The sequence below is a fragment of the Streptomyces sp. NPDC056222 genome (assembly GCF_042264065.1).
GTDB lineage: Bacteria > Actinomycetota > Actinomycetes > Streptomycetales > Streptomycetaceae > Streptomyces.
In genome coordinates this window covers 1-23,396 of the sequence record NZ_JBHJTL010000036.1, presented here as the reverse complement: position 1 = coordinate 23,396, position 23,396 = coordinate 1, and the positions used below count along the sequence as shown (strand labels likewise).

At 71.4% G+C, this 23,396-nt stretch carries 23 protein-coding genes; 15 read left to right on the top strand and 8 right to left on the bottom strand.

Translation table 11 applies throughout. The features are described 5' to 3' along the window. Window positions 1–82 precede the first annotated feature (82 nt). On the bottom strand, window positions 83–916 hold the full coding sequence (locus ACFC0D_RS18795) for a TIM barrel protein (protein WP_376436844.1): 834 nt from the start codon (window positions 914–916) through the stop codon (window positions 83–85). A gap of 141 nt (window positions 917–1,057) precedes the next feature. Between ACFC0D_RS18795 and ACFC0D_RS18790 the strand changes: the two genes are divergently transcribed. The 9 genes from ACFC0D_RS18790 to ACFC0D_RS18750 all read left to right on the top strand — a co-directional run bounded on the left by ACFC0D_RS18790 (window position 1,058) and on the right by ACFC0D_RS18750 (window position 9,170). Continuing rightward, window positions 1,058–1,306, top strand: coding sequence for a thiamine-binding protein (locus ACFC0D_RS18790; RefSeq protein ID WP_362359105.1), 249 nt, complete (start codon window positions 1,058–1,060; stop codon window positions 1,304–1,306). A gap of 44 nt (window positions 1,307–1,350) precedes the next feature. Continuing rightward, a complete protein-coding gene (locus tag ACFC0D_RS18785; protein WP_362359103.1) occupies window positions 1,351–1,689 on the top strand; it encodes a helix-turn-helix domain-containing protein in 339 nt (112 codons plus the stop codon). A gap of 156 nt (window positions 1,690–1,845) precedes the next feature. After that, window positions 1,846–2,373, top strand: coding sequence for a 2-oxo-4-hydroxy-4-carboxy-5-ureidoimidazoline decarboxylase (uraD, locus tag ACFC0D_RS18780; RefSeq protein WP_376436841.1), 528 nt, complete (start codon window positions 1,846–1,848; stop codon window positions 2,371–2,373). Continuing rightward, the gene (gene uraH / locus ACFC0D_RS18775; RefSeq protein ID WP_355106814.1) at window positions 2,370–2,759 is read left to right on the top strand and encodes a hydroxyisourate hydrolase; all 390 of its coding nucleotides are present in this window, start codon (window positions 2,370–2,372) and stop codon (window positions 2,757–2,759) included. Before uraD ends, uraH begins: the two co-directional genes overlap by 4 nt. A gap of 5 nt (window positions 2,760–2,764) precedes the next feature. Continuing rightward, the gene (gene pucL, locus ACFC0D_RS18770) at window positions 2,765–3,688 is read left to right on the top strand and encodes a factor-independent urate hydroxylase (RefSeq protein ID WP_376436837.1); all 924 of its coding nucleotides are present in this window, start codon (window positions 2,765–2,767) and stop codon (window positions 3,686–3,688) included. 70 nt (window positions 3,689–3,758) lie between these two features. Further along, on the top strand, window positions 3,759–5,177 hold the full coding sequence (locus tag ACFC0D_RS18765) for a nucleobase:cation symporter-2 family protein (RefSeq protein ID WP_376436834.1): 1,419 nt from the start codon (window positions 3,759–3,761) through the stop codon (window positions 5,175–5,177). 48 nt (window positions 5,178–5,225) lie between these two features. Next, on the top strand, window positions 5,226–6,614 hold the full coding sequence (locus ACFC0D_RS18760; protein ID WP_376436831.1) for an 8-oxoguanine deaminase: 1,389 nt from the start codon (window positions 5,226–5,228) through the stop codon (window positions 6,612–6,614). A gap of 301 nt (window positions 6,615–6,915) precedes the next feature. Continuing rightward, window positions 6,916–8,364, top strand: coding sequence for a nucleobase:cation symporter-2 family protein (locus tag ACFC0D_RS18755; protein WP_376436828.1), 1,449 nt, complete (start codon window positions 6,916–6,918; stop codon window positions 8,362–8,364). A 56-nt stretch (window positions 8,365–8,420) separates the two neighbouring features. Then, window positions 8,421–9,170: an aspartate/glutamate racemase family protein gene (locus ACFC0D_RS18750; protein WP_376436825.1), complete on the top strand. Its 750-nt coding sequence runs from the start codon at window positions 8,421–8,423 to the stop codon at window positions 9,168–9,170. A 240-nt stretch (window positions 9,171–9,410) separates the two neighbouring features. On the opposite strand, the gene ACFC0D_RS18745 is transcribed toward ACFC0D_RS18750, so the two are convergent. Together ACFC0D_RS18745 and ACFC0D_RS18740 are read right to left on the bottom strand one after the other, a co-directional pair. Then, a complete protein-coding gene (locus ACFC0D_RS18745; protein WP_376436823.1) occupies window positions 9,411–10,007 on the bottom strand; it encodes a TIGR03086 family metal-binding protein in 597 nt (198 codons plus the stop codon). 30 nt (window positions 10,008–10,037) lie between these two features. Beyond that, window positions 10,038–10,616: a hypothetical protein gene (locus tag ACFC0D_RS18740; protein ID WP_376436820.1), complete on the bottom strand. Its 579-nt coding sequence runs from the start codon at window positions 10,614–10,616 to the stop codon at window positions 10,038–10,040. Window positions 10,617–10,759: 143 nt separating this feature from the next. Between ACFC0D_RS18740 and ACFC0D_RS18735 the strand changes: the two genes are divergently transcribed. Continuing rightward, window positions 10,760–11,710 (top strand): fibronectin type III domain-containing protein, encoded by a 951-nt coding sequence (locus tag ACFC0D_RS18735; protein WP_376436817.1) that lies wholly within the window; start codon window positions 10,760–10,762, stop codon window positions 11,708–11,710. A 54-nt stretch (window positions 11,711–11,764) separates the two neighbouring features. Continuing rightward, on the top strand, window positions 11,765–13,633 hold the full coding sequence (locus ACFC0D_RS18730) for a hypothetical protein (RefSeq protein WP_376436814.1): 1,869 nt from the start codon (window positions 11,765–11,767) through the stop codon (window positions 13,631–13,633). Window positions 13,634–13,664: 31 nt separating this feature from the next. Here ACFC0D_RS18730 and ACFC0D_RS18725 read toward each other — a convergent pair whose 3' ends face one another. The 3 genes from ACFC0D_RS18725 to ACFC0D_RS18715 all read right to left on the bottom strand — a co-directional run bounded on the left by ACFC0D_RS18725 (window position 13,665) and on the right by ACFC0D_RS18715 (window position 17,552). After that, a complete protein-coding gene (locus ACFC0D_RS18725) occupies window positions 13,665–14,831 on the bottom strand; it encodes a GDSL-type esterase/lipase family protein (protein ID WP_376436811.1) in 1,167 nt (388 codons plus the stop codon). Window positions 14,832–15,080: 249 nt separating this feature from the next. After that, window positions 15,081–16,712 carry a malate synthase A gene (aceB, locus tag ACFC0D_RS18720; RefSeq protein WP_376436809.1) on the bottom strand — a complete coding sequence of 544 codons (1,632 nt, stop codon included), beginning with the start codon at window positions 16,710–16,712 and terminating at the stop codon, window positions 15,081–15,083. Window positions 16,713–16,937: 225 nt separating this feature from the next. Then, window positions 16,938–17,552 carry an NTP transferase domain-containing protein gene (locus ACFC0D_RS18715; protein ID WP_376436806.1) on the bottom strand — a complete coding sequence of 205 codons (615 nt, stop codon included), beginning with the start codon at window positions 17,550–17,552 and terminating at the stop codon, window positions 16,938–16,940. Between the two features lie 188 nt (window positions 17,553–17,740). On the opposite strand from ACFC0D_RS18715, the gene ACFC0D_RS18710 reads away from it, so the two are divergent. Both ACFC0D_RS18710 and ACFC0D_RS18705 read left to right on the top strand, forming a co-directional pair. Next, window positions 17,741–18,064 carry a DUF5955 family protein gene (locus ACFC0D_RS18710; RefSeq protein WP_376436803.1) on the top strand — a complete coding sequence of 108 codons (324 nt, stop codon included), beginning with the start codon at window positions 17,741–17,743 and terminating at the stop codon, window positions 18,062–18,064. A 67-nt stretch (window positions 18,065–18,131) separates the two neighbouring features. Further along, window positions 18,132–19,499: a pyridoxal phosphate-dependent decarboxylase family protein gene (locus tag ACFC0D_RS18705; protein WP_376436800.1), complete on the top strand. Its 1,368-nt coding sequence runs from the start codon at window positions 18,132–18,134 to the stop codon at window positions 19,497–19,499. A gap of 66 nt (window positions 19,500–19,565) precedes the next feature. Here ACFC0D_RS18705 and ACFC0D_RS18700 read toward each other — a convergent pair whose 3' ends face one another. Together ACFC0D_RS18700 and ACFC0D_RS18695 are read right to left on the bottom strand one after the other, a co-directional pair. Continuing rightward, window positions 19,566–20,192, bottom strand: a complete 627-nt coding sequence (locus ACFC0D_RS18700; RefSeq protein ID WP_376436798.1) for a response regulator — start codon at window positions 20,190–20,192, stop codon at window positions 19,566–19,568. Continuing rightward, window positions 20,189–21,355, bottom strand: a complete 1,167-nt coding sequence (locus ACFC0D_RS18695) for a sensor histidine kinase (protein WP_376436795.1) — start codon at window positions 21,353–21,355, stop codon at window positions 20,189–20,191. Before ACFC0D_RS18695 ends, ACFC0D_RS18700 begins: the two co-directional genes overlap by 4 nt. Window positions 21,356–21,467: 112 nt before the next feature. Between ACFC0D_RS18695 and ACFC0D_RS18690 the strand changes: the two genes are divergently transcribed. Continuing rightward, on the top strand, window positions 21,468–22,553 hold the full coding sequence (locus ACFC0D_RS18690; protein ID WP_376436792.1) for an ABC transporter permease: 1,086 nt from the start codon (window positions 21,468–21,470) through the stop codon (window positions 22,551–22,553). Beyond that, on the top strand, window positions 22,550–23,233 hold the full coding sequence (locus tag ACFC0D_RS18685; RefSeq protein ID WP_376436789.1) for an ABC transporter ATP-binding protein: 684 nt from the start codon (window positions 22,550–22,552) through the stop codon (window positions 23,231–23,233). Before ACFC0D_RS18690 ends, ACFC0D_RS18685 begins: the two co-directional genes overlap by 4 nt. Window positions 23,234–23,396 lie beyond the last annotated feature (163 nt).

The following is a 23,396-nucleotide window of genomic DNA, read 5'->3' as shown; positions in this document are numbered from 1 at the left end:
GGGGTACCTCTCGGGGTTGTGCGATGTCAGGGGGAGCTGACGCCCGGCTCGGGCGGACGGGGGTGTCGGCCCCCGTCCGGTGTCAGCGGGCGGCGCGGGCCTCGGCGGGGAGCCACTCGAAGGACGCGGCGGCGTCGGCGGCCTTGTACTCCAGGCCGACCCAGCCGTCGTAACCGGCCTTCTTGAGCTCGTCGAGGAGCTGCTCCAACGGCAGGTCGCCCGTGCCCGGCGCGCCACGGCCCGGGTTGTCGGCGATCTGGACGTGGCCGGTCTTGTCGGCGTACTGCGCGATGACCTGGCTGACGTCCTCGCCGTTCATCGACAGGTGGTAGATGTCGAGGAGGAACTTGGCGTTGTCGAGCCCGGTGGCCGCGTTGACCTTGTCGACGACCTCGATCGCGGAGGGGGCGCTCACCAGCGGGTAGAGCGGCGACTCCGGCTTGTTCAGGGTCTCGACCAGCAGGATCGCGCCGATCCGGTCGGCCGCGCGGGCCGCCAGGACCAGGTTCTCCAGGGCGAGGGTGTCCTGGATCTGCGGGTCGACGCCTTCCACGCGGTTGCCGTAGAGCGCGTTGAGCGCCTTGCAGCCCACCGAGGCGGCGAAGTCGGCCGCCACCTCGATGTTGGCGCGGAAGCGGTCCGACTCCTCACCGGGTACGGAGAGGGCGCCGCGGTCGGGGCCGGGCAGCCGGCCGGCGTAGAAGTTCAGGCCCACCAGCTGGGTGCCGGCGTCGTCCAGAGCCTTCTTGAGCGCGTCGAGCTCGCTCTGGTCGGGGGTGGCGGTGTCGATCCAGGGCCACCACAGCTCGACCGCGGTGAAGCCCGCCGCGGCGGCGGCCGCGGGGCGCTCCAGGAGCGGGAGTTCCGTGAAGAGGATCGACAGGTTCACATCGAAGCGCTGGTCCGTGTATCCCATGAGGGGCGGCGCTCCTTCCGTATTGCGGAAGTAAGTTTCTGTCTGACGGAATGTTGCAAGCGGGGCGCCCCACTTGTCAAGAGGGTCCGGCAGCTCAGGGCTGCCGTCGGCCGACTCCCGGCCAGTAGCGTGGGGGGCATGGTGCGTTTGAAAGTGGAGTTCACGACCGAGCCGTTCGACCTCGACGAGGCGCCGGCCCACGCGGTCGTGGCTCGTGAGGTCATCCAGGCGGCCCGGCTGGACGCGGTGGATGTCGGTCCCTTCGGAAACACTGCGGAAGGGGGCGCCGACGAGGTGCTGACGGCCGTGGACGCGCTGCTGCGCAAGTCCCTGGCGGCCGGCGCGACCCGCGTCTCCCTCCAGGTCAATGTGATCGGGGAGGAGTCGTGATCGAACACCCGCTGATCGCCGCGGTGAAGCCGCTGGTCGATGCCATGGGCGCGGAGATACTGGGCCCCGAGCAGGCCGAGCGCGACGATGTGGTGCTCGCCTGGGAGGGGGAGGACGTCCTCGCCGTGCGTCTGCCGCAGCTCTCGGAGTCGCTGGATCACATTCTCGCCGCGATGGAGCGCAGGCACGGGATGCCACTGGCCGAGCTGGACCGCAAGACCAAGCAGGAGGCGGTCCGGATGCTCGAGGCGCGCGGTGCCTTCTCGGTGCGGCACGGGGTGGAGACGGTGGCCGGGGCACTCGGTGTCAGCCGGTTCACCGTGTACAACTACCTGAACCGGGAGACCGCCCTGAGCAGGGAAAAGGCCCCCAAGGAGGGCTAGTTGATCATGATTGGCCACAAGCCGTCGTCCAGATGTCGGGACGACGGCTTTTGTGTGGCCGAGTTTTCAACAAAGTGTTGACGTGGTGTTGCGGGAGGGCGTTAGCTATCCGCAGCCCGTCCGACGCACAGCGAAAAACAGCCACGGAGGCTTCCCGTGACTTCAGGTACGACACCGGGCCTGGCCCGGTTCAACACCTCGGCGGACAGCGACGCTGTCGCCGCACTCCACGAGGTGTGCTCCAGCTCGGCGTGGGGGAGCAAGCTGCTCGCCCGGCGCCCGTACTCCACCGCCGAAGCCCTCTTCCTCGCCAGCGACGCCGCCATGGCCGAGCTGACCGTCGAGGATCTGGCCGAGGCGATGGCGGGCCACCCGCCGATCGGTCGTCCGAAGGCAGGGGACCCGACCTCCTCCCGCGAGCAGAGCGGGATGGCCGGCGCCTCCGAGGAGCTCAAGGCCGAGATGCTCGAACTCAACCTGGCCTACCAGGACAAGTTCGGTCATGTCTTTCTGATCTGCGCGACCGGCAAGACCGGTGAGCAGATGCGCGACGCGGTCCGTGAGCGGATCGAGAACTCGCCCGAGAAGGAGCGGGAGATCGTCCGCACCGAACTGGGCAAGATCAACCGCATCAGGCTGACCCGTCTCGTAGAGCGCGCAGAGAACGAGGAAGAGAACGCATGAGCACCGACACCACCGCTTCGGTGTCCACCCACATCCTGGACACCAGCATCGGCCGCCCCGCCGAGGGCGTGGCCATCACGCTCGCGGCCCGCAGTGGCTTCGACGCGCAGTGGGTCACGCTCGGTGGCTCCGCCACCGACGCGGACGGGCGCTGCAAGGACCTGCCGGCCCTGCCGGAGGGCACCACCCACGTACGTCTCGACTTCGAGACCGAGGCGTACTTCTCCAAGAAGCAAGCCGAGGCGCAGCAGGACGCCCCCCGCGTAAGGGACAGCGGTGCGTTCTTCCCGGAGGTGGCGATCACGTTCGCCGTCAAGCCGGGCGAGCATTACCACGTACCGCTGCTGCTCAACCCGTTCGGCTACTCCGTTTACCGAGGGAGCTAGCAGACATGCCCACGATTCTCGGCCAGAACCAGTACGGCAAAGCAGAGAACCGCGTCGTCAAGATCACGCGGGACGGCGCCACCCACCACATCAAGGACCTGAACGTCTCCGTCGCCCTCTCCGGCGACCTCGACGACGTCCACCTCACCGGCTCCAACGCCCACTGCCTGCCGACCGACACGACCAAGAACACCGTGTACGCCTTCGCCAAGGAGTACGGGATCGAGTCGGCCGAGCAGTTCGGCATCCACCTGGCGCGTCACTTCGTGACCAGCCAGGAGCCGATCAAGCGGGCGCGCATCCGGATCGAGGAGTACTCGTGGGAGCGGATCGCCAGCTCCGACGCCAACTCCAAGTTCATCGGCTCGGACGAGGTGAACCACTCCTTCGCCCGCAAGGGCCAGGAGACCCGCGTCTCCCAGATCACGTACGACGGTGAGAAGTGGGAGGTCATCTCCGGCCTCAAGGACCTCATCGTCATGAACTCCACCAACTCGGAGTTCTGGGGCTACATCAAGGACAAGTACACGACGCTCCAGGAGGCGTACGACCGCATCCTGGCCACGCAGGTGTCCGGTCGCTGGCGGTTCAACTGGACCGACGACGACCAGCGGATGCCCAACTGGGAGAAGTCCTACGCGCAGACCAGGCGCCACATGCTCGAGGCCTTCTCGGAGACGTACTCGTACTCGCTGCAGCAGACGCTGTACCAGATGGCCACCCGGATCATCAACCACCGTTCGGAGATCGACGAGGTCCGCTTCTCGCTCCCGAACAAGCACCACTTCCTGGTGGACCTTGAGCCCTTCGGGCTCAAGAACGACAACGAGGTCTACTTCGCCGCCGACCGCCCCTACGGCCTCATCGAGGCCACGGTGCTGCGGGACGGAGCCACGGCGCAGATCCCGGTCGACATGACCAACCTCTAAGCGGCACCTCGTGGCCGCCCCCGCCCGCCCGCAGTCGGGCGGGGGCCGCCACCACCGGAGGGACCTACCCATGGCACAGCCCGCATCGGGGCCGGCATCCGCAGAAGGCCCGTGTTCCACACCGCCGGACACCTCCTCGGCCACGTCGACCGAGGTCCACCCGGTGGACGAGAAGCTCCCCGCCTCGCGGCTCGTCCCCGCCGCGCTCCAGCACATCGCCGCCATGTACGCGGGAGTCGTCACGCCCCCGCTGATCATCGGCCAGGCGGTCGGCCTGGACGCCGCGGGAATGACCCGGCTCATCGCCGCGAGCCTCCTCATCGCCGGCTGCGCCACCATCCTCCAGACCCTCGGGGCCGGCCGCTTCGCCGGAAACCGGCTCCCGTTCGTCAACGCCGCCTCGTCCGCGGGCATCGCCCCGATGCTCGCCATCGCCGAGACCAGCGCCCCCGGCCACCAACTCCCCGCCATCTACGGCGCGGTGATGGTAGCCGGAGTGTTCTGCCTCGCCGTCGGCCCCTTCTTCGGCCGGCTGCTCCGCTTCTTCCCGCCGCTCGTCACCGGCGTCGTGATCACCCTGATCGGCGTCACCCTGATGCCCGTACCGGTGAGCTGGGCCCAGGGCGGGAACAAGGAAGCCGCTGACTTCGGTGCCATGAAGTACCTGGCACTAGCCGCCTTCACACTCGTGGTGATCCTGCTCTTCCAGCGCTTCGCCAAGGGCTTCCTCAAGCAGATCGCCCTGCTCCTCGGTCTGTTCATCGGAACACTCGCCGCGATCCCCTTCGGGATGGCCGACTTCACCGCCCTGCGCGAGGCGCCCGTCGCCGCCCTGCCCGGACCCTTCGCCTTCGGCGCACCGGAGTTCCAGCCCGCCGCGATCCTCTCCCTGTGCATCGTGATGCTGGTGCTCATGACCGAGTCGAGCGCCGGGATGCTCGCCCTCGGCGAGATCTGCGAGCGCAGGAGCGACGGTCGTACGATCACCCGTGGTCTGCGGACCGACGGCATCGCCACCCTGATCGGACCCGTCTTCGGCGGCTTCCCCACCTCCGCCTTCGCCCAGAACGTCGGAGTGGTCTCGCTGACCCGGGTCCGCTCCCGCTACGTCGTCGCCGTCGCGGGGTGCGCCCTGCTCGTCCTCGGCGCCTTCCCGGTCCTCGGCGCGGTCGTGTCGATGGTCCCCATGCCGGTCCTCGGGGGTGCCGGCATCGTCCTCTTCGGCTCGATCGCCGTCTCCGGAATCCGTACCCTCTCGGAAGCCGGACTCGACGACAGCTCCAACATCATCCTGGTGGCCGTCGCGCTCGGAGCGGGCATCATCCCGCTCGCCGCGCCCACCTTCTACGCCGACTTCCCGGCCTGGGCGCAGACCGTGCTCGGCTCGGGCATCAGCGCGGGAGCGCTCGTAGCGGTCTCGCTCAATCTTTTCTTCCACCATCTCGGCACCCGGAGCCGTCACACGGCCCCGGCACTCAAATCCTCCTAGGGTCCTGCCGTGCCCACACCACCCCCGAGGAATGAAGGAAGCACCGCCATGGCAGCACCTTCGACTGTCGAACGCATCGTCGTCGAGAACTGTGCGATCGCGACCGTAGACGCCAACGACACCGAGTACGCCACCGGCTACCTCGTCGTCGCCGGCAACAGGATCGAGTCCATCGGAGCCGGCAAGGCGCCCGAGGGCCTGGAGAACGTGGTCCGCCGGATCGACGCCACCGGTCATCTCGTGACGCCCGGTCTGATCAACACCCACCACCACTTCTACCAGTGGATCACGCGGGGCCTGGCCACCGACCACAACCTCTTCAACTGGCTGGTCGCCCTCTACCCGACCTGGGCCCGCATCGACGAGGCCATGGTCCGCGTCGCCGCCCAGGGTTCGCTGGCCATGATGGCCCGCGGTGGTGTCACCACCGCGATGGACCACCACTACGTCTACCCGAAGGGCTCCGGCGACCTGTCCGGTGCCATCATCGGGGCCGCCCAGGACATGGGTGTCCGCTTCACCCTCGCCCGTGGTTCGATGGACCGCAGCGAGAAGGACGGCGGCCTGCCGCCGGACTTCGCCGTCGAGACCACCGAGGGCGCCCTCGCGGCGACCGAGGAGACGGTGAAGAAGTACCACGACGCCTCCTTCGACGCGATGACCCAGGTCGCCGTGGCCCCCTGCTCCCCGTTCTCCATCTCCACCGAGCTGCTCCGGGAAGGCGCCGCGCTCGGCCGCCGTCTCGGTGTGCGGATGCACACCCACGGCTCGGAGACCGTGGAGGAGGAGAAGTTCTGCCACGAGCTCTTCGGCATGGGTCCGACGGACTACTTCGAGTCGACCGGCTTCCTCGGCGAGGACGTGTGGATGGCCCACTGCGTCCACATGAACGACTCCGACATCGAGGCCTTCGCCCGTACGAAGACCGGTGTCGCCCACTGCCCGTCCTCCAACGCGCGGCTGGCCGCGGGCATCGCCCGCGTCCCGGACATGCTGCGGGCCGGCGTCCCGGTCGGCCTCGGTGTCGACGGCACCGCCTCCAACGAGTCGGGCGAGCTCCACACCGAGCTGCGCAACGCGCTCCTCATCAACCGTCTCGGCGCCCACCGCGAGTCCGCGCTCAACGCCCGCCAGGCGCTGCGCCTCGGTACGTACGGTGGCGCCCAGGTCCTCGGCCGCGCCGACAACATCGGTTCTCTGGAGGCCGGCAAGCTCGCCGACTTCGTGCTCTGGAAGATCGACGGCATCGGCCACTCGTCGATCGCCGACCCGGTCACCGCGATCGTGTTCGGCGCCGCTGCCCCGGTGACGGCCTCGTTCGTCAACGGCAAGCAGATCGTCGAGAACAACCGCCTGCTGTTCGCGGACGAAGAGGCGATCGCCCGCGACGCGCGCGCGGAGGCCCAGCGCCTGGCCCGTATCACGGCCCAGGGCTGATCCTCCCCAAGGAGTCCGACCGAGGGGGACGGCCCTCGGTCGGTCGCCACGGACCCGAGCGGGGCCCGTGGCCGGCCGGACGGGGGGTGCCCGTACGTAAAGAGGTACGGCACCCCCCGGACGGTCGACGTGTGCCAGCCCTCCAGGCCTCCCCGGGCACACGACGCATTGACGAAGGATGAAGAAGTACCCCCCACTTCCTCATGAGCCGCACCCGTGAGGCGCACGACCTGCACCGCTTTGCACCACCTCCATGACACCCACGTCCCCGCCGACGTGTTACCCGACCGGAGGAACCTCCGTGGCCACCAAGCCCAGGTTTCGCAATGATGCGCAAGACGCAGGCGCCGACACCGAAGACCAGAAGCACCCGGTCGACGAGACTCTGCCGCCCCTGAAAATGTTCACCAGCGGTCTCCAGCACGTGGCCGCCATGTACGCGGGGGTCGTGGCCCCGCCCCTGATCGTCGGCGCGGCCGTCGGACTCTCCGGCACCGAACTGACCTTCCTCACCGGAGCCAGCCTCTTCACCGCGGGACTCGCCACCTTCCTCCAGACACTAGGCGTCTGGAAGATCGGCGCCCGGCTGCCGTTCGTCAACGGCGTCACCTTCGCCGGCGTCGCCCCCATGCTGGCGATCGTCGACACCACCGACGACAAGGCCGACGCCCTGCCGATCATCTTCGGCGCGATCATCGTCGCGGGCCTCCTCGGCTTCATAGCCGCCCCGTACTTCTCCAAGCTCGTCCGCTTCTTCCCGCCCGTGGTCACCGGCACCGTGATCACCCTCATCGGCATCTCGCTCCTTCCGGTCGCCTTCGGCTGGGCCCAAGGGCCCAATCCGACGGCCGAGGACTACGGTTCGACGACCTACCTCACCCTCGCGGCGATCACGCTCGTCGTCGTACTCGTCCTGCGGCGCTTCACACGGGGCTTCCTGAAGCAGATCGCCGTCCTTGTCGGTCTGGTCATCGGCACCCTCATCGCGATCCCGTTCGGCGTCACGGACTTCAGCCCGGTGGCCGAGGCGTCCGTGATCGGCTTCCCGTCGCCGTTCCACTTCGGCGCCCCGCAGTTCGCGCTCGCCGCGATCATCTCCATGTGCGTGGTCATGCTGGTCTCGATGACCGAGTCGACCGCCGACATGCTCGCGCTCGGCGAGATCGTCGACCGTCCGGCCGACGAGAAGACCATCGCGGCCGGACTGCGCGCCGACACCCTCGGCTCGGCCATCAGCCCGTTCTTCAACGGCTTCATGTGCAGCGCCTTCGCCCAGAACATCGGTCTTGTCGCCATGACGAAGATCCGCAGCCGCTTCGTCGTCGCCTGCGGTGGTGGCTTCCTGGTCCTGATGGGCCTCTCGCCGATCGCGGCCTCGCTGATCTCGGTCGTTCCGCGGCCGGTGCTCGGCGGCGCGGGCGTGGTCCTCTTCGGCTCCGTCGCGGCGAGCGGCATCCAGACCCTGGTCAAGGCCGGCCTGGAGAAGGACAACAACGTGCTGATCGTGGCGGTCTCGCTGGCCGTCGGCATCATCCCGATCACGGCGCCGGAGTTCTACCACGCCTTCCCGGAGACCGCGAAGATCATCCTGGACTCGGGCATCTCGACCGGCTGTGTCGCGGCGGTCCTGCTGAACCTGGTCTTCAACCACCTCGGCAAGCGCGGCGACGAGGACACGGTCACCGCGCCCATGGAACCGGGCGAGGAGATCTCCGAGGCCCGGACGTCCAAGGCGGCGCACGTCCACTGAACACGCCCCGTCCGTCCATCGAGCCGGTCCCCGCGGATGCCGCGGGGGCCGGTGTCGTGCGTGGAACGGCAGACCGCGGCGTCCATGCGGAGCCCGCCGCTTCCGCCGACCCCGACGCGGCGCCGACCATCGTCCTCATCAACCCCAACACGTCGACGGACACGACCGCGATGATGACCGCGATCGCCCGGCGGACGCTGGGACCTTCGGTCCGTGGGGTGACCGTGGCGCGCGGCCCGCGGATGCTCACCGACCCGGATGCCCTGCGCGCCGCCGCCCCGGAGGTGGTCGCCGCCGGCCGCCGAGCCCTGGTCTCCGGCACCTGCCGGGCGCTGCTGGTGGCCGCTTTCGGCGACCCGGGGCTCGCGGAACTGCGGGCGCTCACCCTGGCCTCGTCGCGCGGACCGGTGCCGGTCGTCGGCATCGGGGAGGCGGCCGTGCTCGAGGCCGCCGCATCCGGGCGGCAGTTCGGCATCGCGACGACCACACCGTGGCTGGCGGGGTCCATCGTCGAACGGGTGGCCGCCCTCGGCCTCTCCGACCGCTTCACCGGCCTCCGTCTGACCGAGGGAGACCCGCAGGCCCTGTCCGCCGACCCGGATGCGCTCCGCGAGAGCCTGGCGCGGGCGGTCCAGGAGTGTGTCGTACGGGACGGTGCCCGGGCCGTCGTCATCGGTGGCGGCCCACTGGGCGAGGCGGCCGAGTCCTTGCGCGCCCGGTTCGAGACACCGGTGATCGCCCCGATCCCGGCGGCCTGCCGCAGGCTCGCGCGGCTTCTGACGCCCACCCCCGGCACCTCACGGTGATCGTCCTCTCTACCCTCTCTCCCATGACGACCGACTGGACGGCCGAAGCCCGACGCGTGCACCGGGGGCACCGCTTCGACGAGTTGAGCGGTCGGACCTGGGAGCAGTACGGCGACCCCGCCCCGCCGCCGCTGTCCGCGCCGGAGGTCCGCGAAGCGGAGGAGGAGCTGGGGATCACCTTCCCCACCGAGTACCGGGACCACCTTCTCCGGCACAGTGCCGGCGGCGGCCGCCTGCGGATCAGGACGCCGGCGGACGCCAGTCCGGGTGTCGGCCGCTCAGGCCCACCACACGGTCGAGCAGGGGAGCGCCGTCCGGGACCGGGACGATCGGGCCGAAGAAGCCCTCCTCGGCCGGAGCGTCCTCCTCCGGAGTCAGCAGGGCCTCGGACACGGCCAGTTCCTCCTCGCTCACCTCGTACACCTGGCCCGTCGAGCGCGCCAGGTCCCAGCCGTGGATCAGCAGCTCGTTCAGCGCGACCATGCCCATGACGGCCGCGGGCATGTCGATGCCGCCCGCCTGGGTGTCCCCCTCCCAGGCGCCCGGCTCGCGCCAGGCCGCCGCCAGTTCGTTCAGGGCCTTCGGCAGGGCCGCACGCCAGTCGTCCTCCAGGACCGGCCGGACCGAGCCGGGCGGTGTGCCGGTCGTCGCCCCGAAGTCCTTGCGGGCCGCGTCGCGGAAGGCCACGCTCAGGCTCGCGACATGGGCGAGCACCTCCCGCACCGCGTACTCGGGACAGGGTGTCGGGTCCCCGAGCCGCTCGTCGCCGATGCCCTCGGCGAGTCGTGCCACCCGCTCGGCGGCCGTTCCCAGATCGATGTGCTCCGTCTTCTCCATGCAAACTGAGACCGTCGAGGACGCCAGAACTCATCGGTCCGTGCCGATCCGGCGCCCGCACTCCTTCGCCAGCACGGGATAGGCCGCCGCGATCGCCTCGTACAGCCGTCGGCTCAGCAGTCGTTCGGCCTCCGCCCGGCCCGTCGACCCGTACAGCCCGTCGAGCAGCGTCTCGTACCGCGACAGCGCGTGCCGCAGATAGCTCACCTGCCACCGCACCAGCGCCCCCGCCGCCACCCCTCCGGGACTCCGGGCGCCGAGCAGATGGCGATGTCGCACGGCCCGCCGCTCCAGCTCGGCGGCGGGGAGACGCGGCACCTCGATCGGCTCCGCCCGGATCGCGGCGAGCACCGCCTGCCGACGGGCCTCGGCCCCCGCCTCGGCGGCCGAGGAGCGCCGCCCCGAGGAGGCGGCGCACCGGGTGAATTCCGGTGTCCGCTCCACCGCCTCCACCCGCGCCTGGCGATACAGCCGCACCGGCGCGATCGACCACCGCCGCGGATCCCGCCCCTGCACGTCGGGCGCCCCCAGCAGGTCGCGCACCATCGCGTCGGTCCAGCCGCGCGCCCGCAGTCCGGCGAGCGTCACATACGTCATACGGTCCGTCATGCTTCCCCCTGAATTCGGTCACGGAGAGTGACGAACCAGTGAAACGCACCCCACTGACAGTCGCACCGACGGCCGCCCTCTTGCCGACCTGCCGGACACCTGCCATACAGGTCTGGACCATTCCGACGGACGGAGGCATTCCTGTGCAACGCCCGCTCGCCGCCAGTGTGTTGACCGTCGCCGCCCTCGCCATCGCGGCCTGCTCCGGCGGCCCGGAGAAGGACACCCGCAGCCCCACCACCCCCACCGGAGTCACCGCGTCCGCCGGCAGCGCGAGCACCGTCCACGTCATGTGGAGCGCGGCCACCGACGACCGCGGGATCACCGGCTACGAGGTCTACCAGCAGGGCCGCAAGGTGAAGGACCTCCCCGCCAGGACCCTCATGGTCGACATCGTGAACCTCACCCCCGCCACCCCGTACACCTTCACCGTCCGCGCCCGCGACGCCGCCGGAAACCGCTCCGCGCCCAGCGCGCCCGTCCCCGCCACCACCCTCGCGGCGACCGCCCAGGACCGCACACCCCCGACGGCCCCGCGAGCCCTGCGCGCCACCCCCACCGGAAGCCACGCGGCCACCCTGACCTGGACCCCGGCCCGCGACGACACCAGGATCACCGCGTACGACGTCTACCAGGCCGACGCCCGCGTCCACACCGTCCCCGGCACGGCGACCACCGCCCGCATCACCGGCCTGCGGCCCGGCACGGTCTACTCGTTCACCGTCCGCGCCCGCGACGCCGCGGAGAACTCCTCCCCGGACAGCAACCCGGCGGACCTCACCACCACCCCGGCCCCCGGCGCCGCCCCCAACACCGCCCCGACGAACCTGAAGGCGACCGCCACCAAGGGTGAGATCACCCTCACCTGGACCCCGCCGGGCACCGGCGCCCCGGTCAAGGAGCACCAGCTCTATCTCAATGAATCCTTCGCCACGACGATCGTCTGGGGCGCCGAGCCCCCACCCGGCCCCGCCACCTACACCTTCACGGTCCCCACCACCCCCGGCACCCGCTACAGCGTCAAACTCCGCGCCCGCCTCCCCGACGGGACCTGGGGTGACTTCTCCGCCCAGCGGACCGTTGTCGTCCCATGACGGCGCCGCCACGGGCGTCGGCGTCCGGCGCGCGCCGGAACTACCCTGGGAAAGGTGGCAGGGACCGTGCTCTCCAACACCGGGCTCGACGCGTTCCTCGACGGAACCCCGGAGCTCCGCGACCCTTCGTCCGCACGCGCCGCCGACGCCGTGCTCGGGTTGTTGTCGCTGCGCGGGGCCGACCGGCGGAGCGGGCTGCCCGAGCCGACCGTGCACCTCGTGCGGCATCTTCTCGTCGAGGACGTACCGGCCTTCGTGTACGCGACGCCCGAGGAACTGGCGGCCTACCCCGCCGTGCTGGTGGCGCTCACCGAGCGCGTCCGGGAGGCCGGGCGGCTCAACGCCAAGCGGCAGGCGCGGATCGTGGCCGCCATCGAGGAGATCGTGCCCGACTTCGAGCGGGCGATGCGGGATCCCGGCAATCTGACCTGGCAGCGCTGGTACGCCTCGCTGCTGCGGGCCGACGGCGCCGACCCCGGTGACGCCGCTGCCGTGCGTGCCTGGCTCGCCGCCCACGACGGGGTGACCCCGCCGGACGGGCTGCGCAGGGCCGATCTGATGAACCGCAGCGAGCTCGCCGACATGGTGCTCGCCGAGGCGCTCACCAGCGCGTACGTACGAGAGGCGGAGGCACCCTCGCCCGCCGGGCCGCTGCTCTCCGACGGGGACGTCTCGCACGGGGTCGGGGAGGTCGCGGGCCGACTGGTGGACCGCTGGACCGCCGCGGGGCTCGCCGGGGCGCTCGCGGGGCCGTACGCCCATCTCGCGCCCGGCCCGGACGCCTTCCCGCACCTCGTCCTCGCCGACACCCTCCTCGACGAGCACCTGAACTACTACGAGGACTCCGCCGTTCCGCTGCCGCCGCCGCCCGTCGAGGCGCACGACCCCCAGCGGTCCGTCGAGGCCGGTGCAGATCTGCTCGCCGCCGCCGTCGAGGAGATGAAGAGCGAGACCGGCGGCCTGTACGACGGAGAGGCCGCCCATCTGCTGTACGCGCTCTACCAGCGGGGCTCCTGCGCCGAATCGGTCGCCCGCAGGGCCGCCGAGTTCGAGGACTGGCCGGTCGACCCCCGCTTGGAGGACGCGCCCGTACTCGTACCGGCGAAGGCCCATGACGCCTATGTCGTCCCACCCGTCGACGAGCTGTCCCGGCTCGTGGGGATCCCCGTCACCGACGACGACCGCGCTCGCCTCGAACCGTCCGCGCGGGCCATGGCCGACACCGTCGACCGGCTGGCCGGGACCGGGATGGTCTTCCGTACCGGCGACGCCTTCGGCCTCACCCCGTGGGGCGTCGAGGTCCTGCACTACCTGATGCGGGTCCGCGGCGTCGCGGCACCCGACGCCGCGGAGACCACAGCCTGGGACGCCCCGACCGTGATCGCCGCCGCGGAGGGCTGGGCCGCCTCCCCCGCCACGCGCGTCCTGACCGACTGGCTCCACGCCCGCGGGGACACCGACGACGCCTGGTCCCAGCTGCTCGCCGCCCTCGGCACCGTCAACGCCGGGACCTACGAGGCCGCCGACACCCGCGCGGTGTTCGGCTTCCTCGACCCGGCCGCCGCGCCCGTCGAAGCGCTGCGTGGAGCGCTCGACGACCCGGTGATGGGTGCGTACGCGTACGGCGTCCTGCGGGCCAGGGGCGAGCCGGCGGACGAGACCCGAGTGCCGCTGTCCGCCCGCGCCGTGCTGATCCTGGACCGGCTCTCCCGCCGCACGGGCGGGCGGGCGGTCCTCGACTCCGCCGCCGAGGGCTGGCCGGGCGGTGTCGACGCGTTGGTGAAGGAGATGGCGGCGGCCGACCCGTACCGGGCGGAGCGGACGCTCGGCGCGCTCGGCTTCAAGGTGCCCGGACTGTCCGAGGCGAGGACGGGGAAGCCGCGGGCACGGCGCCGGAACCGGGGGAGGCGCCGCGCCCGCTGAGCGACCCCGTGGGGGTCGAGGCTGACGGCCGTCAGGAGACGGCCGTCAGGTACATCCCGGAGGCCCCGGCGCCCGCCGTGTTGCGGCAGGAGAAGTTCCCGCTCGGCTGCGCGTGGATCAGCGCGAGACAGCGGCCGAGCGCCGACTGGCCGTAGTGGTTGGGGTGCACGTTCTCCTGGATCGGGCCCTGCGTCTCGTTCTGGTCGATCCAGCGCACCCATTCGCTGGTCGTGGCCGAGGCCGGCACCGTGGCGCTGACCTGCTTGCTGGCCTTCGCGCACACCTCGCGGCCCTGCAGCATGTCCCGCAGATCCATGAACTGCACGCCCTTGGCCGCGGCGACACCCTTGAGGCGGTTGGCGACCTGCGGGACGAGCGAGTCCCGGGCCCAGTCGGAGTCCAGGTTCCAGAACGGGCAGCCGCCCGTGTTGGTACGGCTCCAGCCGCTCTCGCCGTAGCGGTTGTCCGCGGCGCGCGGGATGGGGGAGGGGTACGACTGGAGCACGATCCGGTAGGAGGAGGCGGCGTACCCGGCGCCGGACATCACCGCCCGGATCTCGTCCACGGACTTGCCGACGCCCGCCATCGCGGCATCGATCTTCGCGTCGACCTCGTCCTGCTGGTCGTCGTGGCAGTACGAGTACCAGACGATGTAGTCGGTCGCGCAGCTCCGGATGATGTCGGCGAAGCCCAGGTCGTTGCCGCCGATGGACAGCACGATCGTCTTCACGTCGTGGGAGGCCGCGACAGCGGCGAGCTGGTCGGCCTGCGGGGCCTCACCCTTGTACGCCCGGCCGCCGGTCGACGACCGGAAGACGTTCTCGGTCGTGGCTCCGGAACAGGCGATGTTGATCAGCGCGGAGGCGATCCCGGTGGCGCTCTTCACCTCGGACGCGTCGGAGCGGTGGCAGCCGTTGGCGGCGGTGGTGCCGTACACCCGGGAGGGGTCGTACGTGCTTCCCGTCCAAGCCCGGTCGGTCCCGTTGCGGCTGCCGCTGGTGGTGAGGCTGTTGCCCTGCCAGCGCCCGGCTTCTCCGGAGATGTAGCTGTCGCCCATCGAGACGACGGCGGTGGGGCCGGAACCGGAACTCGCGGCGGCGGGGGAGGTGCCACCGGCGGCCACCAGGCCGGTGACGGCCAGCGAGGCGGCGAGAACCGCGCGCAGGGCGCGGTGGGGAGAGCGGCGGGGGGTGGGCATGGCTGTGCTCCTGCGTCCTTGCAGTGGAGTGAGGGACAGCCGCCGGCCGGTGGCAAGGCGGAATCTGGCATGCCGTGGCTTGTTACCGCTAGGTAGCTGCGCGTCTCGGTTGCGTCACATGCCCTGTGAAACGCACTGGAGCGAAAATGGCTCCGCCCCCGGTGCTGTGCGTTCACCGGGGGCGGAGCCTGTTCGTGATGTGACCGAAGGTGCTGCTCGGCTGCTGTGCGGGTCAGCCGGCCAGACCGGTCAGCCGGTCAGCTGGTCGTACGCCGGGAGCGTCAGGAAGTCGGCGTAGTCGGCGTCGAGGGAGACATGCAGCAGCAGGTCGTGCGCCTGCTGCCACTTGCCGGCCGCGAAGGCCTCCTCGCCGATCTCCTCGCGGATCGCGGCCAGTTCCTCCGCCGCGACCTTGCGGGCCAGCTCGGGAGTGGCCTTCACGGTCTTTCCGTCGTGCTCGAACTCCACACCGGCGTTGATCCACTGCCAGATCTGCGAGCGCGAGATCTCGGCCGTGGCGGCGTCCTCCATCAGGTTGAAGATGGCGACCGCGCCGAGGCCGCGGAGCCACGCCTCGATGTAGCGGGTGCCGACCTGGACGGCGTTGCGCAGGCCGTCGTACGTCGGCTTCGCGTCGAGGGAGTCGATCGCGATCAGTTCGCCGGGCGCCACCGAGACGTCCTCGCGCAGCCGGTCCTTCTGGTTCGGCCTGTCGCCGAGCACCGCGTCGAAGGAGGCCATGGCGATCGGGACCAGGTCCGGGTGGGCGACCCAGGAGCCGTCGAAGCCGTCGCCGGCCTCGCGGTCCTTGTCCGCCTTGACCTTCTCGAAGGCGACCTTGTTGACCTCGGCGTCCTTGCGGGACGGGATGAAGGCCGCCATGCCGCCGATCGCGTGCGCCCCGCGCTTGTGGCAGGTGCGGACGAGCAGTTCGGTGTACGCGCGCATGAACGGGGCCGTCATCGTGACCGCGTTGCGGTCCGGGAGCACGAACTTGGCGCCGCCGTCACGGAAGTTCTTGACGATGGAGAAGAGGTAGTCCCAGCGGCCCGCGTTGAGGCCCGCCGCGTGGTCGCGGAGCTCGTAGAGGATCTCCTCCATCTCGTACGCGGCCGTGATCGTCTCGATCAGCACGGTGGCGCGGACGGTGCCCTGCGGGATGCCGACGTAGTCCTGGGCGTAGACGAAGATGTCGTTCCAGAGGCGGGCCTCCAGGTGCGACTCCGTCTTCGGGAGGTAGAAGTACGGGCCCTTGCCGAGCTCGATGAGGCGCTTGGCGTTGTGGAAGAAGTACAGGCCGAAGTCGACGAGCGCACCGGGGACCGGCCGGCCCTCGAACGTCAGGTGGCGCTCCTCGAGGTGCCAGCCGCGCGGCCGCATGACGACCGTGGCCAGCTCGTCGGCCGCCTTGAGGGCGTACGACTTGCCCGACCTCGGGTCGGTGAAGTCGATGTTCCGGGTGTACGCGTCGATCAGGTTGACCTGGCCGAGGACCACGTTCTCCCAGGTGGGGGCCGAGGCGTCCTCGAAGTCGGCGAGCCAGACCCTGGCGCCCGAGTTCAGGGCGTTGATCGTCATCTTGCGGTCGGTCGGGCCGGTGATCTCGACACGGCGGTCGTTCAGGGCCGCCGGGGCCGGCGCGACGCGCCAGGAGTCGTCCGCGCGGATGGCGGCGGTCTCCGGGAGGAAGTCGAGGGTCGAGGTACGGGCGATCTCGGCGCGGCGCTCCGCCCGGCGGGCGAGGAGCTCGTCCCGGCGTGGCGTGAACCGCCGGTGCAGCTCCGCCACGAAGGCGAGGGCCGCGTCGGTCAGCACCTCCTCCTGCCTCGGCAGGGGCTCGGCTTCGACGACGGCCAGGGGGGACGGCGCTGGTGCGGACATGAACTGTCACTTCCTTCAGCGGGCTTCACGGGCGGTGCCTTGCGGCCGCCGGGCGTCGCGGTTCGGCACGGAGTGCCGCGTGCGCCGAGATACGACCGCGAGCGCCGTCAGAGGATCAGGCGCTTCTGAACAGTGGATACTAGTTTCCTCATGGTGGAAGTTCAATCGTTTGTTGATGTCGAGATTCTCTGGATCGACAGAAGGTGGCGCTCAGTGCCACGTTCTTCACTCCAGGTGCGCCAGATCCGCCTCCGTATCGATGTCGTAGGGCTCGGCCACATCCGAGCAGTCCACGAGCGTGATCGCATCCCGGTGGGCCTTCAGATAGTCACGTGCCCCCTGGTCGCCGACCGCACCCGCCGCGATGCCCGCCCAGCGCGCCGCGCCGAACAGCACCGGATGGCCCCGCTTCCCCTCGTACGAGGCCGCCACGAGGGAATCGCGCGAGCGGTACGCCGACCGGACCCGCGCCACCGCCTCGGCGCCGATCCCCGGCTGGTCGACCAGGGAGACCAGTGCGGCGTCCACCGGCAGCGCGTCGGCGGCGAGCGAGGCCAGTCCGGACCGCAGCGACGACCCCATGCCCTCCGCCCACTCCGGGTTGTCGACCAGGACGCAGCCGGGGAGCTCGGCCCGCTCCCGTACGAGGCCGGCCGAGGCCCCCAGGACGACGTGGATCACCTCGCAGCCCCCCTCGCGCAGCACGCGTACCGCGTGCTCGACCAGGGGGCGGCCGCGATGGGTCAGGAGCGCCTTGGGGCGGCCACCGAGGCGCCGCCCGCCGCCCGCGGCCAGCAGCAGACCGGCGATCTGCGGGGAGGAACGAGGTGTCTGTGTCATGAGGACTGCATACCCCATGCGCCCCCGTGCGCCGGGCGTGCACACGGACGCCTGAATTACGTCCACGGAGTGGCGCACCCGGCGCGCGATGGCGTTAACTGGCTCGCGGCTCCGGGCGCCTGACCGTCGTTCGACGGGTCTGGTCGGTGTGTGGGGTTCGCCGCACAGTGTCGTGCGAGGGGGAGAACTTGTTGCGAAGCGTTGGGCAGAGGCGTGTGAGGACCGGCAGCGGCGAGGACCCGAGGGTGGCGGAGCTGCGTGCCGCCGTCTCCCGGCTCCGTCGCGAACTGGCCGGCCATCCGGTCGAGTTCACCGACCGGGGCATCGCCGAGGACGAACTCGCCGCGCTGGACGCGATGGCCGCCGGCGGAGTCCCCGAGGTACGGCGACTGCGCCGCTCCCTGCTGCTCATCGCCGGCTCGATCGGCTCCGTCAGCGCCCTGTCAAACGGCCTTACGGGTGTCCGTCAGGCCGTCGAGCTCTTCGGAGAGCCCCCGCGCGAGCTTCACTGACGTCGTCGCGTGCGACGGGCTCGGCCGCGGCTTGCGGGGCGGCGGCGACTGTCCCATAGTCCGAAGTATGGACGCGCGCGAGGCGGCGCTGCGTCAGGCGTACGACCATGCCGTCCGCTGGCTGGCCAGCCTGTCCGACCGCCCGGTCCCCGCCCGCGCCTCGGTCGACGAGATCGTGCGCGCGCTCGGTGCCGCACTGCCCGACGGTCCCGGCACACCCGCCGACGTCGTCGACCTGCTGGCCACGGCCTGTGAACCCGGGCTCACCGCGTTCCCCAGCGGCCGCTTCTACGGATTCGTGGTCGGCGGCGGAGAACCGGCCGCGCTGGCCACGGACTGGCTGGTCAGCGCCTGGGACCAGAACTCCGTGATGCGCACCGTCACCCCCGCGTACGCGGCGGCGGAGGAGATCGCCGGCGCCTGGTTGCTCGATCTGCTCCGTCTGCCGGACGACAGCGCCGTCGGCTTCACCACGGGCGCCACGATGGCGAACTTCACCTGCCTCGCCGCCGCGCGCGACGAGGTGGTCCGGCGCGGCGGCGGGGACGTCGCCCGTGAGGGACTCGCGGGCGGGCCGGCCGTACGGGTCGTCGCCGGCGAGCACCGCCACATGGCCATCGACCTGGCGCTGCGCTACCTGGGCCTCGGGAGGCCCGAGCTGGTGGCGGCGGACGATCAGGGACGCATCCGGCCCGAGGCCCTCCGGGAGACCCTGGCGGCCGGCGGGCGGAGCCCCACCCTTGTGATCCTGCAGGCCGGAGACATCCACTCCGGCGCCTTCGATCCCTTCGCCGAGACGATCCGGGCCGCTCGCGAGGTGGACGCATGGGTGCACGTCGACGGCGCCTTCGGGCTCTGGGCCGCCGTCTCGCCGCGGTACGCGCATCTGACGGCGGGCTGCGAGCTGGCCGACTCCTGGGCGACCGACGCCCACAAGACCCTGAACGTCCCGTACGACTGCGGCCTGGCGATCGTGCGCGATCCGTCCGCGCTGAGGGCGGCGATGGGACTGCGGGGCGACTACCTCATCCAGCACGCGCTCGGCGACCCCATCGACAAGGTCCCCGAGCTCTCCCGGCGCGGCAGGGCCTTCCCCGTATGGGCCGCCCTCAGGTCCCTCGGCCGATCAGGCGTGGCCGACCTCGTCGAGCGGCTGTGCCGGCACGCCTCCGCGTTCGCCACCGGCATCGCCGGGATCGACGGCGCCACCGTCCTCAACGACGTGGTGTTCACCCAGGTCTGCGCCGAGTTCGGCGACGACGCCCGTACGGAGCGGGTACTCACCCGGCTGCTCGACGACGGCACGACATGGATCAGCGGCTCCACCTGGCACGGCCGCCGGGTCATGCGCATCTCGGTCAGCAACTGGTCCACGACCGACGACGACGTGACGCGCGCGCTCGACGCGATACGGCGGGCCGCCGCGGGCGAGTGAGGCGGCGGGCACCCGGGACCCGCGCCCCGAAGGGCCCGCGTCCTGCGAGGCCCCGTCCCGGCGTGGCTACCGCCGGATCAGGCGGCGCGCCGTCGCCGCCGCCACGGCCGCCGTGCGGGAGTCCACGCCGAGCTTGGCGAAGATGTGCACCAGGTGGGACTTCACCGTCGCCTGGCTGAGGAACAGCGCCTTGCTGATCTGCTGGTTCGACAGGCCCTCGCCCACCAGCTGCAGCACCTCCAGCTCCCGCTTCGTCAGCGCCTCCGCCGGCGTCCGCATCCGGTCCATCAGCCGGTGCGCCACCGCCGGGGCCAACGCCGACTGGCCCGCCGCAGCCGTACGGACCGCCGCGGCCAGCTCCTCCGGCGGCGCGTCCTTCAGCAGATAGCCCGAGGCGCCCGCCTCGACCGCCGCCAGGATGTCCGCGTCCGTGTCGTACGTGGTCAGGACGAGGACCCTCGGGCCACCGGCCCGCGCGGTGATCGCCGCCGTGGCCTCCGAGCCGTGCATCCCGGCCCCGAACTGCAGGTCCATCAGCACCACGTCCACCCCGCCCGCCGCGGCCAGCTCCACGGCCCGTTCGGCGGTCGCCGCCTCGCCGACCACGGCGAAGTCCGGCTCCGTGTCCAGGACCGCGCGCAGCCCGGCCCGTACCACCGGGTGGTCGTCGGCCAGCAGAAGTCGGATCGTCATGTCGACACTCCAGCGGGAAGAGGGAGGGAGACGGCGACAGCCGTGCCCTGACCGGGCGCGGACTCCACCGTGAACGTGCCACCGAGCGACTCCGCCCGCGAACGCATGGCCGGCAGCCCGAATCCACCCTCCGGGGAGGCGGTGAGCAGAGCCGGGTCGAAACCCTTGCCGTCGTCGACCACGTCCAGCGTCACCGAGGCGTCCATGAACGACAGCGTGATCTCCGCGCGCGCCGCCGAGGCGTGCCGCACCGTGTTCGCGAGCGCCGACTGCGCGATGCGCAGCAACGCCACCTCGTACGGGGTCGGCAGCTCCGCCGGCGTCCCGCTCAGCGTGAAGCGCGCCCGCAACGGCACCTCGGGGCTCGGTTCGCAGAGCCGCTCCAGCGCGGCCGCCAGCGAACCGTGCTCCAGATCCGGCGGCGACAGCGCCCGTACGAACCGCCGCGCCTCCGCCAGGTTGTCCTGCGCCGCCCGCCGCGCCCGCTCGATGTGCCCGGCGGCCGGCGAGCCCTCCGGCAGGGTCCGCTCGGCCGCCCGCAGCAGCAGCTGGATCGAGGAGAGACCCTGTGCCAGCGTGTCGTGGATCTCGCGGGCGAGGCGTTCGCGCTCCGCGAGCGTGCCCGCGTGCCGCTCGGCCGCCGCCAGCTCCGCCCGGGTCTCGATCAGCTCCTCGACCATCCGCCGTCGCCGCTCGCTCTCCCGGTACAGCGCCTGGTAGCCGAGCACCGTCGCCACCGCCACGGCCGCGCCGAGCAGGGGCCCGATGAAGACACCGGGGTTGAGCGGCGCGCCGTGCCGTACGTACGACAGGATCGCCGCGAACGCCGTCAGTCCGACCGCCGGCAGCGACCAGCGGATCGGCAGCAGGTGCAGCTGGAGGAAGTACAGCGGAAAGGCCACCCACAGCCCGTCGGGGGTGGCCCACAGCAGCGCCAGCCAGGACGCGCACAGCGCCGCCAGCCACACCGCGGCGGCCCGCTGGGAGTCCCGTACGGACGGCAGGGCCGAGCCCGTCGCGTACACCGCGCCGGTCACCACCGCGAGGGCGACGCCGGCACCCGAGTCCGCCCGGACCGCCGCCAGCGCGAGCAGGCCCGCCATCAGCAGATGCAGGCAGAGGCGCAGCGCGCGCAGAACGGGGGTGAGGGAACGCGGGTCCATGATCTGTCCAGCGTAGGCGGGGGCAGACAATCCGGACTCAACCGAAAGTTTGATTGCGGAGCCATCCGTGGCGCGATGCCGCGGCCCACCGGCCGCCGGGAAGCTTGGTCCCATGTTCGTGGCATGGAGAGACCTGAGATTCGCCAAGGGGCGATTCACCCTGATGGGCACGGTGATCGTGCTCATCACACTTCTCGTCGGACTGCTGTCCGGGCTGACCTCCGGGCTGGCCCGCGAGAACATCTCGGCGATCACGGGGCTGCCCGCGGACCGGCTGTCCTTCGCCGCACCGCCCTCCGGTCAGTCGGTCTCCTTCACCAACTCGACGGTGACGGAGAGCGAGTGGCGGCAGTGGGCGAAGCGGCCCGGTGTCACGAGCGCACAGCCGCTCGGCATCCGCACGCTCAACGCCGCCGCCGGGGACCGTACGGCGGCCGTCTCCGCCTTCGGTACCGAGCCGACGGCCGGTCTCGCGCCGGAGAGCGGGAAGCTCGGACCCGGCCGGGTCGTCCTCTCCGAGTCCGCCGCCGAGGAGCTCGGTGTCGCGGAGGGCGGGGCCGTACGCCTCGGTCCGCTGGTGGCCACCGTCGCGGCCGTGTCGGGCGACGCCTCGTACAGCCACACGCCCGTGGCCTGGACCTCGCTCGACGACTGGCAGCAGCTCGGGCACAACGGCACCACGCCGGAGGAGCAGGCCACCGTCATCGCGCTGAGCGTCGCCGAGGGCGCGGACCTCGGGGCGGGCGACGCGGCACTGGGCACCGAGTCGCGGACCATCGACGAGGCCCTGACCGCCATAGGGTCCTACCAGGCCGAGAACGGCTCGCTGCAGATGATGCGCGGCTTCCTCTTCGTCATCTCGGCGCTCGTGATAGGGGCCTTCTTCACCGTCTGGACCATCCAGCGCAGCGGGGACGTGGCCGTGCTGAAGGCGCTCGGCGCCTCGACCCCGTACCTGCTGAGGGACGCGCTCGGGCAGGCGGTGCTGATGCTCACCGCGGGCACGCTGCTCGGCACCGGCCTCGCGGTCGGCGCCGGCGTGCTGATCAGCGGTGGGGACGTGCCGTTCGTCCTGGAACCGCTGACCGTGCTCGGGCCCGCCGCCGTGATGATCGTCCTCGGTGCCCTCGGCGCCGCCCTGTCCATCCGGCGGATCACCGCCGTCGACCCCCTGACCGCGCTCGGGAGCGCCCGATGACTCTGCTGCTCGACGACGTGACGCTGACGTACCCGGACGGCGAGGGGCGGCTCACCGCCCTCGATTCGGTCTCCCTGGAGGTGCCGGCGGGCCACCTGACCGCGGTCGTCGGCCCCTCCGGCTCCGGAAAGTCCAGCCTGCTGGCGGTCGCCGCGACGCTCGTCACCCCGGACCGGGGGCGGGTGGTGGTGGCCGGGACGGAGACGGGTTCGCTGGATGCGGCGGGGCGGGCGGCGCTGCGGCGCGAACGGGTGGGGATCGTCTTCCAGCAGCCGAATCTGCTGGGGTCGCTGACGGCGGTGGAGCAGTTGCAGGTGATGGCGCATCTGTCGGGAGCCAGGCCGAAGGCGGTACGGGAACGGGCCCTGGCCCTCCTGGACGCGGTCGGCCTCGCGGACCTGGCGGGGCGCCGCCCGCACCAGCTCTCGGGCGGTCAGCGTCAGCGCGTCAACATCGCGCGGGCGCTGATGAACGAACCGTCGGTGCTGCTGGTCGACGAGCCGACGAGTGCGTTGGATCATGAGCGGGGGGCGGAGGTCGTGGCCTTGCTCGCGACGCTGACGCGGGAGCGGTCCACGGCGACGGTCCTGGTGACGCACGACTACACGCATCTGTCGTGCGCGGACGGGACGGTGCGGGTCCAGGACGGCCGCGTCACGGAGCGGGCGGCGGCGGTTTGATCCTTGGGCCTGTGCCCCGCCGGGGCGGCGCGCACCAATCCCACTCCGTTGTGGGCACCTGTTCCGCTGGGGCTGGGGGGACCCCCAGCCCCCGCGGAACAGGTGCCCGTGCCGGGCCCCGGCTCCCGGTCCGTACGGGGCGCAAAGGGGCGGCGCCGTCGGG

Excerpts from the sequence above, each read along its gene's own strand:
- ACFC0D_RS18795 (WP_376436844.1), bottom strand. The coding sequence starts at position 916 with ATGGGATACACGGACCAGCGCTTCGATGTGAACCTGTCGATCCTCTTC.
- ACFC0D_RS18785 (WP_362359103.1), top strand. The coding sequence starts at position 1,351 with ATGGGCGCGGAGATACTGGGCCCCGAGCAGGCCGAGCGCGACGATGTG.
- uraH (WP_355106814.1), top strand. The coding sequence starts at position 2,370 with ATGAGCACCGACACCACCGCTTCGGTGTCCACCCACATCCTGGACACC.
- pucL (WP_376436837.1), top strand. The coding sequence starts at position 2,765 with ATGCCCACGATTCTCGGCCAGAACCAGTACGGCAAAGCAGAGAACCGC.
- ACFC0D_RS18765 (WP_376436834.1), top strand. The coding sequence starts at position 3,759 with ATGGCACAGCCCGCATCGGGGCCGGCATCCGCAGAAGGCCCGTGTTCC.
- ACFC0D_RS18760 (WP_376436831.1), top strand. The coding sequence starts at position 5,226 with ATGGCAGCACCTTCGACTGTCGAACGCATCGTCGTCGAGAACTGTGCG.
- ACFC0D_RS18745 (WP_376436823.1), bottom strand. The coding sequence starts at position 10,007 with ATGGAGAAGACGGAGCACATCGATCTGGGAACGGCCGCCGAGCGGGTG.
- ACFC0D_RS18740 (WP_376436820.1), bottom strand. The coding sequence starts at position 10,616 with ATGACGGACCGTATGACGTATGTGACGCTCGCCGGACTGCGGGCGCGC.
- ACFC0D_RS18725 (WP_376436811.1), bottom strand. The coding sequence starts at position 14,831 with ATGCCCACCCCCCGCCGCTCTCCCCACCGCGCCCTGCGCGCGGTTCTC.
- aceB (WP_376436809.1), bottom strand. The coding sequence starts at position 16,712 with ATGTCCGCACCAGCGCCGTCCCCCCTGGCCGTCGTCGAAGCCGAGCCC.
- ACFC0D_RS18715 (WP_376436806.1), bottom strand. The coding sequence starts at position 17,552 with ATGACACAGACACCTCGTTCCTCCCCGCAGATCGCCGGTCTGCTGCTG.
- ACFC0D_RS18705 (WP_376436800.1), top strand. The coding sequence starts at position 18,132 with ATGGACGCGCGCGAGGCGGCGCTGCGTCAGGCGTACGACCATGCCGTC.
- ACFC0D_RS18700 (WP_376436798.1), bottom strand. The coding sequence starts at position 20,192 with ATGACGATCCGACTTCTGCTGGCCGACGACCACCCGGTGGTACGGGCC.
- ACFC0D_RS18695 (WP_376436795.1), bottom strand. The coding sequence starts at position 21,355 with ATGGACCCGCGTTCCCTCACCCCCGTTCTGCGCGCGCTGCGCCTCTGC.
- ACFC0D_RS18690 (WP_376436792.1), top strand. The coding sequence starts at position 21,468 with ATGTTCGTGGCATGGAGAGACCTGAGATTCGCCAAGGGGCGATTCACC.
- ACFC0D_RS18685 (WP_376436789.1), top strand. The coding sequence starts at position 22,550 with ATGACTCTGCTGCTCGACGACGTGACGCTGACGTACCCGGACGGCGAG.